Annotated in this window: 8 protein-coding genes; 6 read left to right on the top strand and 2 right to left on the bottom strand. The window is 70.9% G+C overall.

What is annotated here, in order from left to right; all coding sequences use genetic code 11:
- Nucleotides 1-141: 141 nt before the first annotated feature.
- Nucleotides 142-3,813 (top strand): S8 family peptidase, encoded by a 3,672-nt coding sequence (locus ACIRF9_RS12005; RefSeq protein ID WP_403819498.1) that lies wholly within the window; start codon nt 142-144, stop codon nt 3,811-3,813.
- 118 nt (nt 3,814-3,931) lie between these two features.
- The gene (locus ACIRF9_RS12010) at nt 3,932-4,936 is read left to right on the top strand and encodes a helix-turn-helix transcriptional regulator (protein WP_403819500.1); all 1,005 of its coding nucleotides are present in this window, start codon (nt 3,932-3,934) and stop codon (nt 4,934-4,936) included.
- Nucleotides 4,937-5,005: 69 nt separating this feature from the next.
- Here ACIRF9_RS12010 and acnA read toward each other — a convergent pair whose 3' ends face one another.
- Nucleotides 5,006-7,723, bottom strand: coding sequence for an aconitate hydratase AcnA (gene acnA, locus ACIRF9_RS12015; protein ID WP_403819502.1), 2,718 nt, complete (start codon nt 7,721-7,723; stop codon nt 5,006-5,008).
- A gap of 225 nt (nt 7,724-7,948) precedes the next feature.
- Here acnA and ACIRF9_RS12020 point away from each other — a divergent pair, with 225 nt between their 5' ends.
- The 3 genes from ACIRF9_RS12020 (at nt 7,949) to ACIRF9_RS12030 (ending at nt 10,653) form a co-directional block, all read left to right on the top strand.
- Nucleotides 7,949-8,809 (top strand): class I SAM-dependent methyltransferase, encoded by an 861-nt coding sequence (locus ACIRF9_RS12020; RefSeq protein ID WP_403819504.1) that lies wholly within the window; start codon nt 7,949-7,951, stop codon nt 8,807-8,809.
- 49 nt (nt 8,810-8,858) lie between these two features.
- The gene (locus ACIRF9_RS12025) at nt 8,859-9,059 is read left to right on the top strand and encodes a DUF4236 domain-containing protein (RefSeq protein WP_403819506.1); all 201 of its coding nucleotides are present in this window, start codon (nt 8,859-8,861) and stop codon (nt 9,057-9,059) included.
- A gap of 64 nt (nt 9,060-9,123) precedes the next feature.
- Complete coding sequence (locus tag ACIRF9_RS12030; protein WP_403819508.1) at nt 9,124-10,653, top strand: UDP-N-acetylglucosamine 1-carboxyvinyltransferase; 1,530 nt, start codon at nt 9,124-9,126, stop codon at nt 10,651-10,653.
- A 14-nt stretch (nt 10,654-10,667) separates the two neighbouring features.
- On the opposite strand, the gene ACIRF9_RS12035 is transcribed toward ACIRF9_RS12030, so the two are convergent.
- On the bottom strand, nt 10,668-14,474 hold the full coding sequence (locus tag ACIRF9_RS12035; RefSeq protein ID WP_403819510.1) for a hypothetical protein: 3,807 nt from the start codon (nt 14,472-14,474) through the stop codon (nt 10,668-10,670).
- 148 nt (nt 14,475-14,622) lie between these two features.
- Here ACIRF9_RS12035 and ACIRF9_RS12040 point away from each other — a divergent pair, with 148 nt between their 5' ends.
- The gene (locus ACIRF9_RS12040) at nt 14,623-15,090 is read left to right on the top strand and encodes an RICIN domain-containing protein (RefSeq protein ID WP_403819512.1); all 468 of its coding nucleotides are present in this window, start codon (nt 14,623-14,625) and stop codon (nt 15,088-15,090) included.
- The last annotated feature ends 250 nt before the right edge of the window (nt 15,091-15,340 follow it).

Here is a 15,340-nt window from a genome sequence, read left to right on the forward strand (position 1 = left end):
CCGACTGCCGTGACCGAAGGGGGCGTTGGCACGCTTCGGCCACCGGATTCCCTTGAGCCCGCTGTGACTCGGCGCCCAGTCTGAACTCCGGCTTCCGCCCACCGGCGGAGGTCTGACACGTTCAGGGGAGGACGTCCACCCATGCGAAGACTCCATGCCCTGTGGGCCGGGGCCGCGGCCGCCGGACTGCTCGCGGGGGCGATCCCGCCCGCGGCGGCCGCTTTCGGAGCCTCGGTCACCACAGCACCCACGGGCACGCGCACCACCGCACCGCAGATCGTCACCCTCATCACCGGCGACACGGTGTCGCTCACCACCGGCCCGGACGGCAAGTCCGCCGTCGACGTCCGCCGTGGCAAGGGCCGTGAGGCCGCCACCTTCCTGTCCAGCGAGCAGAACGGCGAGATCAGCGTCCTGCCCGCGGACGCCATTCCGCTGATCCAGGCCGGCCGGCTCGACCCGGCCCTGTTCAACGTCACCCAGCTGGTCGCGCAGGGGTACGCGGACGCGAAGACCGGTGTCACGCCGGTGATCGCCACCTACGGCAAGGGCAGTGCGACCCCCGAGGGCGCGCGCCGGACGCTGGCGTTGCCCGGGATCGACGGCGCCGCGCTGAGCGCGAAGAAGTCCACCGCCTTCTGGGCGGACATCGCCCCGGCCCTGGGTACGAAGGCCACCTCCACGGCCGCGAAGCGGCTCGGCGAGGGCATCGACAAGATCTGGCTGGACGCCAAGGTGAAGGCGTCCCTGGATGTGAGCGTGCCGCAGATCGGCGCGCCCGAGGTGTGGCGCGCGGGCTACGACGGCACCGGCGTCAAGGTCGCGGTCCTGGACACGGGCGTGGACTTGGGGCATCCGGATCTCGCCGGGAAGATCGCCGAGTCGCAGACCTTCGTACCGGACGAGAGCGTGCAGGACGGCTTCGGTCACGGCACCCATGTGGCGTCCACGATCGTCGGCTCGGGCGCCGCCTCGGACGGCAGGTTCAAGGGCGTGGCGCCGGGCGCGGAGCTGCTGGTCGGCAAGGTGCTGGACAACACGGGCTCCGGCCAGGCCTCGTGGATCATCGCGGGCATGGAGTGGGCGGCGCACTCCGGAGCGAAGATCGTCTCGATGTCGCTGGGCGGTACGGCGTCCGGCCCCTCGGACGTGCTCAGTGAGACCGTCGACGAGCTGTCCGCGTCCACCGGGACCCTCTTCGTCATCGCGTCGGGCAACGCGGGCCCGCGCGAGCAGACCGTCGGCACCCCGGGCATCGCCGACTCGGCGCTGACGGTGGGCGCGGTCGACAAGTCCGACAAACTGGCGTCGTTCTCCAGCCGTGGCCCGCGCCTCGGTGACTCCGCGGTCAAGCCGGAGATCACCGCGCCGGGCGTGAACATCACCGCGGCCCGCGCCGTCGGCACCTCCATGCCCGGCAGTACGCCGGTCGACGACTACTACACGGTGGCCAGCGGTACTTCGATGGCCACCCCGCATGTCGCGGGTACGGCGGCGCTGGTCGTTCAGGCGCATCCGGACTGGACCGGGCAGCAGATCAAGCAGGCCCTGGCCAGCACGGCGAAGACGAACGCCACCAACTCGGTGTTCGAGCAGGGCGACGGACGGGTCGACGCCGTGCGGGCCGTCGAGCAGAACGTCTTCGCGACGCCGACGCTCAGCTTCGGCAAGTTCTCGGACGGTGACACCGGCGTCGTCGACAAGGACATCACCTACACCAACACCACCGACAAGGCGGTGGAGTTGAAGATCGCGTCCTCGCTCGCCGACGTCACGGTGGGCGCCGGCACGGTGACCGTTCCCGCGCGGGGCACCGCCACGGTCCCGGTCGGTCTCGACCCCGAGGCGGAGGCCCAGGGCCGGTACACGGGCCACATCACGGCGACCGCCGACGGCGTCCAGGTCACCACGGCCGTCGGCTTCGAGAAGGCGCCGAAGACCTACGACCTGAAGGTCTCGGTCCTGGGCCGCGACGGCAAGCCGTCCACCGGGGCGTCGATCTACTCGCTCCAGGAGCTGAACGGCGCCTACCCCACCGAGTACGGCTACATCGGCAGCGGCTGGACGTGGCAGGTGCCGGCCGGGACGTACTCGATCTCCACCTGGATCCCGGACCGGGACGGGGGCGGAATCGCCGTCGGCACCTCGGTCGTCGGCAATCCCGAGATCAAGGTGAACGGGAACACCGAGGTCGTCCTCGACGCCCGTGAGGCGGTGGAGATCAAGCCGAAGACCAAGGAGGACTCCGAGTTCAAGGGCTTCAGCACCAGCTGGCACCGCGAGGGGCCGGGCAGCTCCTGGGGTCTCACCTACAGCCAGGGCTTCTGGACCGACCACATCTATGTGGCTCCGACGAAGCAGGTCTCCGTGGGATCCCTGGAGTTCTACGCCAAGTTCCGGCTGTACGCGAAGGAGTTGACGGCGAGTGTCACCAGCCCGGAGAAGACCGAGCTGTCCTCGCTCTACTACTCCCAGACGTACGAGGACTTCCCGCTGAAGTTCAGCGGTGAGCACAAGGTGCAGGCGGTGGACGCGGGCGCCGGTACCGAGGCCGACTTCGCGGGGCTCGACGTCAAGGGCAAGGTGGCGGTGGTCGCGCTCGACGCCACGGAGCGGGCGCAGAGCGCCCTGGACAACGCGACCAAGGCCGGTGCGGGTTACCTGATCGCCTACCGCAAGAAGGCCGGTTTCTGGATCGAGGCCGTCGACCGCGCGACCACGGTTCCGCTGATGATCGCGACCGGCGAGGAGGGGGCCAGGCTCGGCGAGCTGCTGAAGACCGGCAAGAAGGTCACCCTGAAGCTGAAGGGCACGCCGACCAGTCCGTACGTCTACAACCTGCTCGCGGCGCAGAGCGGCGCCATCTCCGCCGAGCAGACCTTCGACCTGAACAAGTCCACCACGGTGAAGAAGAGGGCCCGTTACTACGGGGCCACGGCCGGTGAGATCGGCGCGGACACCGTGTACACGTTCCGCCCTTGGCAGCGCTTCGGCATCGAGAGCAGCGTGGAGACCGAGCTCGGCACGGAGCGCGACGAGTACTACTATGCCGACCCCGACACCCGTACCTGGCACGTCGTCTACCCGAACTGGGCGACGCTGCGGGGGCAGTGGAGCCCGCTGCAGGTCTTCAGCAAGCCGGGCACGGCACCGTCCGAGAACTGGCTGCGCCAGGTCATCCGGCCGGGAACCAGCCAGGAGTACGGCGTCTCCCAGCGCACCGGTGACAAACTCACCTTCCGGGTGGCGGAGTTGACCGACTCCACGCCGGGTCACTACGGCAACATCGACGGCATCGACAACACCGCGAAGGGCAAGCTCTACGCGGACGGGCAGCTGATCGGTGACTCGACGCTCGGCGGGTACGGCGTCTTCGACGTGCCGGCGGACAACGCGTCGTACCGCTTCGATCTGGACGTGCAGCGCCGGGCGGCCTGGGCCAAGTACTCCACGAGCACGCACACCGAGTGGACCTTCGCCTCGGCGCACACGGCGACCGAGACGGCGCTGCCGCTGCTCACGGTCGGTATCGCGCCCAAGGGTCTCGACCTGCTCAACCGGGCGAAGCGCGGCGAGCAGTTGGAGGTCGGGCTGCCGCTGTCGAACCAGCTGGGCAGTGTGAAGGCACGCGGTCTGAAGGCCTGGGTCTCCTACGACGACGGCACGTCCTGGAAGGCGGTGAAGGTCGAGGACGGCAAGGCCCGGTTCAAGCCCGCGAAGGGCGCCGAGACGGTGTCGCTGCGGGTGCGGGCCACCGACCGCGACGGCAACGGGATCGACCAGACCGTGCTGCGGGCGTTCGGCCTGAAATAGGCCTGGAGCGGGCCTGCTTCAGGCATGGAGCAGGCCTGAAGCAGGCCTGAGGCGGGCCTGAGGCGGGCCTGAGGGATGCGCCTTCAGCCTTAACAAAGATCCTCTACCGTGCCGGGACATGGTGAACACCGCATACGACACGGCAACGCAGACCCCTGCCGCGGGCCCCTGGGCCGCGGTGGGGGTCTCCGCGTTCGAGGAACTCGTCTACCAGGCGATCCTCCATCAGCCCGATGCCGGGGCGGCCGGCTGGGCGCTGCTGACGGGCGCCGAGTCCGCGGCCCAGGTCCGCGAGGCCTGCAACCGGTTACTCGCGCTCGGGCTGCTGCAGCCGCCGGACTCCATGGGCGGGATGCGGGCGGTGGACCCACGGGTGGCGGTCCGGGCCCTGATCCGGCGGCGCGAGACGGAGTCCGAGCTGCTCGCGTCGACGGCCGAGAAACTGGCGACCGCGTACGAGGCGGGGCTGCTGCGCGAGGAGCCGGACCGGCTGGTCGAGGTGGTGTCCGGCGAGGGCGCCATCGCGGCCCGGCTGGAGGAGCTGTACGCGCGGGCCGAGCGCGAGGTGTGTCTCTTCGACACTCCCCCGTATCTCGCCCCGCCCGCCCCGCAGCAGGATCTCCAGGCGGATCTGCTCCGCCGCGGGATCATCTCCCGGGGGATCTACGCGGCGACCGCCCTGGAGGATCCGAAGGTGCTGGCCCAGGCCCTGCGGATGGGTGAACTCGGCGAGCGGGCCCGGGTGTTGCCCTCGGTACCGGTCAAGCTGCTGGTGGTCGACGGGTCCCGGGCGCTGCTTCCGCTGACCGCGTCCGCGGCGGGCGGGTACTGCTGTGTGGTGGTGCGGCACTCCGCGGTGACCGAGGCGCTGCAGCAGCTCTTCGACATGGCCTGGCAGCAGGCGACTCCCCTCGGCCTGCCCGTGCAGGACAGTGAACTGTCCGAGGAGGAAGCGATGTTGGTCCGGCTGCTGACGGCCGGGATGAAGGACGAGGCGGTGGCCCGGCATCTGGGGGTGAGCCTCAGGACCCTGCGGCGGCGGGTGAGTGAGCTGCAGGAGCGGCTGGGGGCGGCCAGCAGGTTCCAGCTGGGGGTGCGGGCGGCGCAGCGCGGGTGGGTGTGAGCCCGTACGGCGAAGGGCCGCGTCCCCGGTGGCCCGGGGACGCGGCCCTCAACCTGCCTGCCTGGAACCTTACTTGCGGATCAGGCTGCGCAGCACGTACTGCATGATGCCGCCGTTGCGGTAGTAGTCGGCCTCACCGGGGGTGTCGATGCGGACGACCGCGTCGAACTCGACGCCCGTGTCGGTGGTGACCTTGACCGTGCTCGGGGTGGTGCCGTCGTTCAGCTCGGTCACGCCGGTGATGGAGAAGGTCTCCTCGCCGGTCAGGCCGAGCGAGTCGGCGTTCTGGCCGGCCGGGAACTGGAGCGGCAGGACGCCCATGCCGATGAGGTTCGAGCGGTGGATGCGCTCGTACGACTCGGTGATGACGGCCTTGACGCCGAGCAGCGCGGTGCCCTTCGCGGCCCAGTCGCGGGACGAGCCGGAGCCGTACTCCTTGCCGCCCAGGATGACCAGCGGGGTGCCGGCGGCCTGGTAGTTCTGCGACGCGTCGTAGATGAACGACACCGGAGCGTCGGCCTGGGTGAAGTCGCGGGTGTAGCCGCCCTCGGTGCCCGGCGCGATCTGGTTGCGCAGGCGGATGTTGGCGAAGGTACCGCGGATCATGACCTCGTGGTTGCCTCGGCGGGAGCCGTAGGAGTTGAAGTCACGACGCTCCACACCGTGCTCGGTGAGGTACTTGCCGGCCGGAGTGTCGGCCTTGATGGCGCCGGCCGGGGAGATGTGGTCGGTGGTGACCGAGTCGCCCAGCTTCGCCAGGACGCGGGCGCCCGTGATGTCGGAGACCGGGGTGGTCTCCATCGTCATGCCCTCGAAGTACGGGGGCTTGCGGACGTACGTCGACTCCGCGTCCCACTCGAAGGTGTCGCCGGTGGGGATCGACAGGGCCTGCCACTGGGCGTCGCCCGCGAAGACGTCCTGGTAGGACTTGGAGAACATGTCCTCGCCGATGGCGTTGGCCACGACGTCGTTGACCTCGGCCTCGGAGGGCCAGATGTCCTTGAGGAAGACCGGGTTGCCGTCCTGGTCGGCGCCCAGGGCGTCGCGCGTGATGTCCACCTTCATGGAGCCCGCGAGGGCGTACGCGACGACCAGCGGCGGGGAGGCCAGGTAGTTCATCTTGACGTCGGGGTTGATCCGGCCCTCGAAGTTCCGGTTGCCGGAGAGGACCGAGGTGACCGCGAGGTCGTGGTCGTTGACGGCCTTGGAGACCTCCTCCGGCAGCGGGCCGGAGTTGCCGATGCAGGTGGTGCAGCCGTAGCCGACCAGGTTGAAGCCGACCTTGTCGAGGTACGGGGTCAGCCCGGCCTTGTCGAAGTAGTCCGTCACGACCTTCGAACCCGGGGCGAGGGTGGTCTTGACCCACGGCTTGCGGGTCAGGCCCTTCTCCACGGCCTTCTTCGCGACGAGCGCGGCGGCGACCATGACGTACGGGTTGGAGGTGTTGGTGCAGGAGGTGATGGCCGCGACCGTCACCGCGCCGTGGTCGATCTCGTACGTCGAGCCGTCGGGGGCGGTCACGGTGACCGGGTTCGACGGGGCGCCGTTCGGGGCGACGGCCGGGGCGTCGGAGGCCGGGAAGGACTCCTGGCCGGCCTCGTCGACGGTGTCGACGTAGTTGCGGACGTCCGACTTGAACTGCTCGGCGGCGTTCGCGAGGACGATACGGTCCTGCGGGCGCTTCGGGCCGGCGATCGACGGGACGACGGTGGACAGGTCCAGCTCGAGCTTCTCGGAGAAGTCCGGCTCGGCCTTCGGGTCCAGCCAGAGGCCCTGCTCCTTGGCGTACGCCTCGACGAGCGCGACCTGCTGCTCGGAGCGGCCGGTGAGCTTGAGGTAGTTCAGGGTCTCGTCGTCGATCGGGAAGATCGCGGCGGTGGAGCCGAACTCCGGGGACATGTTGCCGATGGTGGCGCGGTTGGCGAGGCTCGTCGCCGCCACACCCTCGCCGTAGAACTCGACGAACTTGCCGACGACGCCGTGCTTGCGCAGCATCTCGGTGATGGTGAGCACGAGGTCGGTGGCGGTGGTGCCGGTGGGCAGCTCACCGGTCAGCTTGAAGCCGACGACGCGCGGGATGAGCATGGAGACCGGCTGGCCGAGCATCGCGGCCTCGGCCTCGATGCCGCCGACGCCCCAGCCGAGGACGCCGAGGCCGTTGACCATGGTGGTGTGCGAGTCGGTGCCGACGAGGGTGTCGGGGTACGCCTGGCCGCCGCGGACCATGACGGTCCGGGCGAGGTGCTCGATGTTCACCTGGTGGACGATGCCGGTGCCGGGCGGTACGACCTTGAAGTCGTCGAAGGCGGTCTGGCCCCAGCGCAGGAACTGGTAGCGCTCCTTGTTGCGGCCGTACTCCAGGTCGACGTTCTGCTTGAAGGCGTCGTTCGTGCCGAACTTGTCGGCGATGACGGAGTGGTCGATGACCATCTCGGCCGGGGAGAGCGGGTTGACCTTCGCCGGGTCGCCGCCGAGCGCCTTGACGGCCTCACGCATGGTGGCGAGGTCGACGACACAGGGAACGCCGGTGAAGTCCTGCATGATGACGCGGGCCGGCGTGAACTGGATCTCCTGGCTGGGCTGCGCCTGGGAGTCCCAGTTGCCGAGGGCGCGGATGTGGTCGGCGGTGATGTTCGCGCCGTCCTCCGTGCGGAGCAGGTTCTCCAGCAGGACCTTGAGGCTGTAGGGGAGTCGGGCCGAGCCCTCCACCTTGTCCAGGCGGAAGATCTCGTACGACTCGTCGCCCACCTGCAGCGTGCTGCGGGCGTCGAAGCTGTTCGCCGACACGACGGTCTCCTTCATTGATGTGCGCGTACCACCGCATCCTGCCGCCACGCGGGCTTGGCCGATCCGCTAAGGTCAGGCTAAGTTAGGTAACCCTTACTAGGGTGGCGGCTGCGGTGCGCCTCGGCAGATATCTCGATGTCGAGATAACTCTAGTACATGGGGGCTGGATGGTCATGCCCGGGCTCGTCACACCCCCTAGGCTCCTCCTCGTGGAGGGGAAACGACATGCCTGAGGGATGGCAGTGGGACCGGACCCTGTTCCAGGGCAGCGCGGCCCACTACGAGCGGGGCAGACTGCCGTACGCCCCGGGCTTCGCCGAGGAACTGGCCACGGCGCTCGGACTGGACGGCCGGGGCCGGCTCCTCGACGTCGGCTGCGGACCCGGCATCGTGACGCTCCCGCTGGCGCGGTTCTTCGCCGAGGCGGTCGGACTCGACCCGGACGAGGACATGCTGGCCGAGGCGGAGCGACGGGCCGGGCGCCAGAGGGTGGGCAACGCTCGATGGGTGGCCGCCCGCGCGGAGGATCTGCCCGCCGGCCTGGGCGAGTTCCGGGTGGTGGTGTTCGCCCAGTCCTTCCACTGGACGGACCGCGAGCGGGTCGCCGCCACCGTGCTGCGGATGCTGGAGCCGGGCGGCACGCTCGTCCACATCAGCGACCTCCAGGACCCGCCCACCCCGCCGACCCCCCTGCCGCTGCCCGCTCCCCCGTACGCGCGGATCCACGATCTGGTGCGGCAGCACCTGGGGCCGGTCCGCCGCGCGGGGCAGGGGATGCTCGTCGACGGCACCCCGGGCGGGGAGGACCGCATCCTGGCCGGGGCCGGCTTCGAGCACGCGGGACGCCTGGTCGTGCCGGCCGGGGACGTGGCGGTCCGCACCACGGACGACCTCGTGTCCTGGGCGTTCTCCCGGTCCTACTCGGCCCCGCACCTGTACGGCGACCGACTGGCGGAGTTCGAGCGGGACCTGCGCGCCGCACTCGGGCAGGCGTCACCGGACGGCCGTTTCGCGGAACACCCGCCACCGACCGAGATCAGGACCTGGCGCAAGCCGCGCACCCATGAGGCGCCCGACCCGGGGTAGACGACAGCGGAAGGGCGACGAGCGAAGGGCGACAACAGAAGGAGGCCCCATGCCCCTCACCTTCCGCAAGAGCTTCCGCATCCTCCCGGGGGTGCGGCTGAACATCAACCGGCGTTCCTGGTCCCTCACCACGGGTGGCGGCCGGCACGGCCCGCGGCACACCCGCAGCAGCACCGGACGTCGTACGACATCGATCGATTTGCCCGGACCTTTCGGGTGGCGCCGGACCCGGACGACCAGGCGCCGTTGACGGGATGTCACCCGAATGGACCCCCCAAGAGGCGCCATCTCATATCTGAGATAACCTCAGCCTCATGGCAGACGACTACCTCGTACGCATCGGCAAGCTCATCCGTGACGCCCGGCAGCACCGGGGCTGGACACAGGCACAGCTGGCCGAGGCGCTCAACACCAGTCAGAGCGCCGTGAACCGGATCGAGCGCGGCAACCAGAACATCAGCCTTGAGATGATCGCTCGCATCGGTGAGGCGCTGGACAGCGAGATCGTGTCGTTGGGCTACGCCGGACCGATGCATCTGCGGGTCGTGGGCGGCCGTCGGCTGTCCGGCGCCATCGACGTGAAGACCAGCAAGAACGCGTGCGTGGCACTGCTGTGCGCCTCCCTGCTCAACCGGGGGCGCACGGTGCTGCGCCGGGTCGCCCGCATCGAGGAGGTCTACCGTCTGCTCGAGGTGCTGAACTCCATCGGCGTCCGCACCCGCTGGATCAACGGCGGGGTCGACCTGGAGATCGTGCCGCCGGCCGCGCTGGACATGGACGCGATCGACGCCGAGGCCGCCGTACGCACCCGGTCCATCATCATGTTCTTCGGCCCGCTGCTGCACCGTATGGACGCCTTCAAGCTGCCGTACGCGGGCGGTTGCGACCTGGGGACGCGGACGATCGAGCCGCACATGATCGCGCTGCGCCGGTTCGGCCTCGACATCGCGGCGACGGAGGGCCAGTACCACGCGGTCGTCGACCGGGCCGTCCGCCCCGACCGGCCGATCGTGCTGACCGAGCGCGGGGACACGGTCACCGAGAACGCGCTGCTGGCCGCCGCCCGGCACCACGGCGTGACCGTCATCCGCAACGCCTCCTCCAACTACATGGTCCAGGACCTGTGCTTCTTCCTGGAGGCCCTGGGCGTACGGGTCGAGGGCATCGGCACCACCACCCTCACCGTGCACGGGGTGCCGGACATCGACGCCGACGTGGACTACTCCCCCTCCGAGGACCCGGTCGAGGCGATGAGCCTGGTGGCCGCGGCCGTGGTGACCGAGTCCGAACTGACGGTCCGTCGCGTCCCCATCGAGTTCCTGGAGATCGAGCTCGCGGTCCTGGAGGAGATGGGCCTCGACCACGACCGCACGCCCGAGTACTGCGCCGACAACGGCCGCACCCGGCTGGTGGACCTCACCGTCCGGCCCTCCAAGCTGGAGGCGCCGATCGACAAGATCCACCCGATGCCGTTCCCCGGCCTGAACATCGACAACGTCCCCTTCTTCGCGGCCATCGCGGCCGTCGCGTCGGGCAAGACCCTCATCCACGACTGGGTCTACGACAACCGCGCGATCTACCTCACCGACCTCAACCGCCTCGGCGGCCGCCTCCAACTCCTCGACCCGCACCGGGTCCTGGTGGAGGGCCCCACCCGCTGGCGCGCCGCCGAGATGATGTGCCCCCCGGCCCTGCGCCCCGCCGTGGTCGTCCTGCTCGCGATGATGGCGGCGGAGGGCACATCCGTCCTGCGCAACGTGTACGTCATCAACCGCGGTTACGAGGATCTCGCCGAGCGGCTGAACTCGATCGGGGCGCAGATCGAGATCTTCCGGGACATCTGAGCGCCTTCGGAGCATCACGTGGCGGGGCACGGCGGGTCGAAGTCCGCCGCCGGGAAGTAGCGTGCCCATTCGGCTCCGGTGATCCGTGGGTACGCGCTGTCGCAGATGCGGGCGGCGACCCGGTCCAGGCCGGTGTCCCACAGCCGGAGGGTGAAGTCGTTGCCGCCGGTGGCCAGGGTGTCGCCGTGCGGGCCGAACGCCACGGCCGGTACCGGATTCGAGTGGCCGGTGAGGACGGTGGGAGCAGCCGCACCGCTCACGTCCCATCGCAGGACCTTGCCGTCCGCGGCGCCGGCCGCCAGCCGGCGCCCGTCCGCGGAGAAGGCCAACGCGTAGAGCCAGGAGCCGGACGCCCGTAGGCGCGCCACCCTCCGCGGGTGGCCGAGGTCGCCGACATCGATCAGCCAGACCGTCCGGTCCGGCCGGTGGACGGCGGCCAGGCTCCGGTTGTCGGGGCTGAAGACGCCATGGGTCAGCGGGTCGGACCGCAACGGGGACGGGAGTTCCCGGGGGCGGCGCGGCTCGGTGATGTCCCAGAACCGCAGCGAGCCGGACTCGCCCGTGCTCGTCACCAGGGTGCGGCCGTCGGGCCGGAACGACGCCGTCGTGACATGCGGCCCGCCCTCGGCGATCCGGCTCAGCCGCCGGGGCCGGCCTGGATCGGTCAGGTCCCACAGTCCGGCCTCCTGCTGCGCCCACACGGCCAGTACGTGGCCGCCGGGGGCGAAGGCGGCCCCGGCGACCTCACCGGCGTCGCAGGAGAGGATCGATCTGAGCCGCGGTCTGCGTGGCTCGGTCACGTCCCAGACGCGGGCGGTTCCGTCCTCGCTGCCGGTGACGAGGGTGCGCCCGTCCGGGCTGAAGGCCACGGACCGGACGAACCTGGTGTGCCCGCGCAGGACCGCCAGCGACCACAGGGCCCGGCCGCCGGTGACCTGCCACAGCCGTGCGGTGCCGTCCCAGCTGGCGCTGGCGAGCACATGGCCGCCGGGCGCGAACGCCAGGGACGTGACCACGTCGTCGTGGGTCCCGAGCGACAGGTCCCGCAGGTCCAGCAGCCGGTCGGAGACGGCGAGCCTGCGGCCGTCCGGGCTGAACGCGGCCTGGTAGACCCCACCGGGGATCATGCTGACGCGCTTCGGGCGTGCCGGGTCGGTGACGTCCCACAACAGGGTGGACCCGCCGGCCGAGACGAGTGTCCGGCCGTCGGGGTGGAACGCCACCGACCAGACGATCGCGGAATGGCCGACCAGGACGGCCGGTGGCCGCGCCCGCGGGCCGCCGCCGAGGCGCCAGACCCGTGCGGTGTGGTCCCAGCTGCCGGTCGCCAGGGTCCGGCCGTCCGGGCTGAACGCCGCCGAGGTCACCGTGTCGGTGTGTCCGCGCAGCACGTCGAGGTGGCGCGGATGCGCGGGATCGGCGACGTCCCACAGCCTGGCGGTGGTGTCGCCGGTGGTCGCCAGGGTGCGGCCGTCCGGGCTGAACGCCGCCGAGGTGACCACGCCGCTGTGGCCGGGGAGGGTGGCCAGCCGCCACGGACGCCGGGGGTCCTTCACGTTCCACAGCCGCGTCGCGCCGTCGGTGTGGCCGGTGGCGACGATGTCGCCGTCGGGCCGGAACGCCACCCATGTCGGCGTGGCCGGCTGATCCGGCAGGGTGCTCAGCTCCACGGGCGCTCGCCGGTCCGCCACGTCCCACAGCCGCACCGCTCGTTCGCTCGCCGCCGCCAGGACACGGCCGCCCTGCCCGAGCGCCACCGACAGCAGCCGCCGGGGCTGTTTCAGGACCGCCAGTCGGACGGGGCGGTGGGCGTTCCCGACGTCCCACAGCCGGACCGTGCGGTCCCAGCTCGCGGTGGCCAGGACGGTGCTCCGAGGGGCGAAGGAGACCGAGACCACGTCGGAGGTGTGGCCGGTGAGCCGGCTCGTGTACGGCGTCGCGACGGTGTTCATCAGCTGTTCGCGGACATCCGCCGTGGGGGCGAGACGGTAGGCGGCGAGGTTCAGCTGCGCGGCGAGCGCGGGGTTCTGCCGCCGTATCTCGGCCGCGTCCGCGGCGGCCTTTCGCGCGAGGGCCACGTTGCGCTGCTGGACGGCCGAGTTGCGTGAGCCGACGGCCAGTACGCCCGCGGTGGCCGCGGTGACCACCAGCACGGTGAGGAGCGTGACCAGTTGGCGCAGGCGGACCGTCCGCCGTCGGACCGCCGCCAGCTCGCCGGCCTGCGCGTCCCTGCTCGCGTCGAGGAAGCTCCGTTCCCTGGTGGTCAGCCGGCCGATGTCCGCGGCGGCCAGGTCCAGTGCCGCGGCGAGGCGGGCCCCTCGCCACACGGCGTGCGGGTCGCGGCCCTGCGCCTCCCAGCCGGCGGCCGCGTCGGTGAGCTGCCGGTGCAGGAGCAGCCGGTCCCGGTCCTCGGTCAGCCAGCCGCGCAGCCTCGGCCAGCACCGGATGATCGCCTCGTGGGTGATCTCGACGCAGTTCTCGTCCAGCGTCACCAGCCGTTGCCGGGCGAGGGATTCGAGCACGAGGGCGGTGTCGGGGCACGGGTCCAGCTCGTCCGGGGTGATGCGGCGCCTGGTGTCCTCGGTGCCGTCGCCCAGCGCGGTCAGCCGGAGGAACAGCGATCTGGCGAGGTTCCGCTGCACCGGCGACAACGCCCGGTAGGCGGTCTCGGCGCTCTGCGCGAGCGCGTGCTGGATTCCGCCGGCCGCCAGGTACCCGTCCAGGGTCAGGCGACTGCCGCTGCGGCGGCGCCAGGTCTCCACCATCGCGTGGGAGACCAGGGGCAACGCACCCGGCTGACCGGTCGCGTCCGCGACGACGGCCGCCAGCAGCGGGCCGGTCACCGTGCAGCCGGCGAGCCTGGCCGGCCGGGTGATGGCCTCGCGCAGCTCCTGGCTGCTCATCGGGCCGACGGCGAGCTGCGCGTCCCGCATCGCCTCGACCAGCCGGGGGTGTTGGACGCAGTGGCCGTAGAAATCGGCGCGCACGCCGAGTACCACCCGGGTCCGGCTGGTCGGCGCGGTGGTGGCGGCGATCAGCAGAGCGATGAACGCGTCCCGTTCGTCCCGGTCCCGGCAGAGGGTGAAGACCTCCTCGAACTGGTCGGCCACGATCAGTGTGTCGATGTCCGGCGCGCGGTCGATCGTGGCCTGCCGGATCCGCAGGTGCAGTGCGCCGGGGTCGTCGCGCAGCTCGGTCAGCAGCGCGCCGGGGGCCTCTCCCGTCGCCGCGGCCAGGCGCACGGCGCACTCCTCCACGGGGTGGGGACCCGGCGTGAAGAGCATCACCGGCCACCCCGATGCCCGCGCGCGGGCGACGAGCCCGGCCCGCAGCAGCGAGGACTTCCCCGATCCGGACGGCCCGAAGACCGTCAGGAACCGGCGGTCACGCACCTTGGCGAGCACCTCGTCGGTCAGCCGCTCGCGCCCGAAGAACCGGTCGGCGTCCTCCGGCTGGAACGCCGACAGCCCGGCGTACGGCGTGCTCTGCCGGCCGGTCTCCCCGGCTTCCTCGGCTTCCTCGGCGCCCTCAGGCCCCTCGCCCTGCGCTCCTGCGGCGATCTCGGCGGCGACCGTGTGCCAACGGGATTCCCACGTACGGCGGTCGCCCTGGCACGCCTCGACATACGCGAGCGTGACGCTCAGGCTCGGGAACGCGCGCCCGCCCGCGGCGTCCGACAGCGTCGTGGACGAGTAGTGGGCCCTTTTGGCCATGGTCCGGTAGGGGGGCCGTCCCGCCGTCTCGCGCAGCCTCCGCAGGTCGGCCGCGAAACGCGTCAGCGGACCGCTGTCCAGGTCGAGCGGGCGTTCGGCGCGTGGCATGCCCTTCCTTTCGTGAGCCGTCGCGCAGCCGCGCTGTGGGGTGGTTGTCCGGCTGTTGTTGTCCGGCGCCGTCGGCCCGGCGCCGGACAAACCCCGGCAGGTAGGCATGGGTCTGCGCAACCGCGCACCGGCTATGCGGAGGGAAAGAATGAACGCTGCGAAACGACTGGTGCCGCTGCTGGCGGCGATCGGGCTCGCGGTCGGCAGTGCCCTGACGGGACCGCCGGCCCACGCCGCGGCACCACTGCTCAAGTCCAACCTGAACGGCAGGTGCGTCGACGTCTTCGCGTTCCATCAGGAGAACGGCGCCTCCACCGTGACGTGGGACTGCCACGGAAACACCAACCAGCAGTGGCGCTGGGACGGTGAGCAGATCCGTTCCGGCATGAACGGAAAGTGTCTGGAGATCTACGCGTCCCATCCGGGTGACCTGGGCTCGGTGGACACGTGGGACTGCAACGGCTCCAGCACCCAGAGGTGGTTCCGCAACGGTGGCGAGATCCGCAACCGGATGAACGGAAAGTGCCTGGACATCCTGGGCGGCCGGCCCGAGAACGGCCAGCTCCTGGTGAGCTGGAGCTGCAACGGAGCGCGGAGCCAGAGCTGGGACTTCTGAACGGCGGCCCGGCCCGGCACGTGATGTGCCGGGCCGGGCCACGGTCACCCGGTACTCGCTGGGATCGCGCACTGTGGCATGAGCCAACCCACACCTCCACGACTGCACCCGGACAGCAGGTGTGTCCGACAGGAATGAGAGTTGCGTACTACGGATGAGGCTGTGTCAGAACGGTTCGCTGTCACTCGGACGAGGCAATAGGCCATTTTTTCCGGAACGATCCGACCGGTGGAAGCCGCCGCGCCCCGTC

The organism is Streptomyces sp. NPDC096132, from assembly GCF_044763345.1.
In the GTDB taxonomy this organism is placed as follows: Bacteria; Actinomycetota; Actinomycetes; order Streptomycetales; family Streptomycetaceae; genus Streptomyces.

Bases quoted from the DNA above. Each gene is read 5' to 3' on its own strand.
- ACIRF9_RS12005 (WP_403819498.1), top strand. From the start codon at position 142: ATGCGAAGACTCCATGCCCTGTGGGCCGGGGCCGCGGCCGCCGGACTG.
- ACIRF9_RS12010 (WP_403819500.1), top strand. From the start codon at position 3,932: ATGGTGAACACCGCATACGACACGGCAACGCAGACCCCTGCCGCGGGC.
- ACIRF9_RS12020 (WP_403819504.1), top strand. From the start codon at position 7,949: ATGCCTGAGGGATGGCAGTGGGACCGGACCCTGTTCCAGGGCAGCGCG.
- ACIRF9_RS12025 (WP_403819506.1), top strand. From the start codon at position 8,859: ATGCCCCTCACCTTCCGCAAGAGCTTCCGCATCCTCCCGGGGGTGCGG.
- ACIRF9_RS12030 (WP_403819508.1), top strand. From the start codon at position 9,124: ATGGCAGACGACTACCTCGTACGCATCGGCAAGCTCATCCGTGACGCC.
- ACIRF9_RS12035 (WP_403819510.1), bottom strand. From the start codon at position 14,474: ATGCCACGCGCCGAACGCCCGCTCGACCTGGACAGCGGTCCGCTGACG.
- ACIRF9_RS12040 (WP_403819512.1), top strand. From the start codon at position 14,623: ATGAACGCTGCGAAACGACTGGTGCCGCTGCTGGCGGCGATCGGGCTC.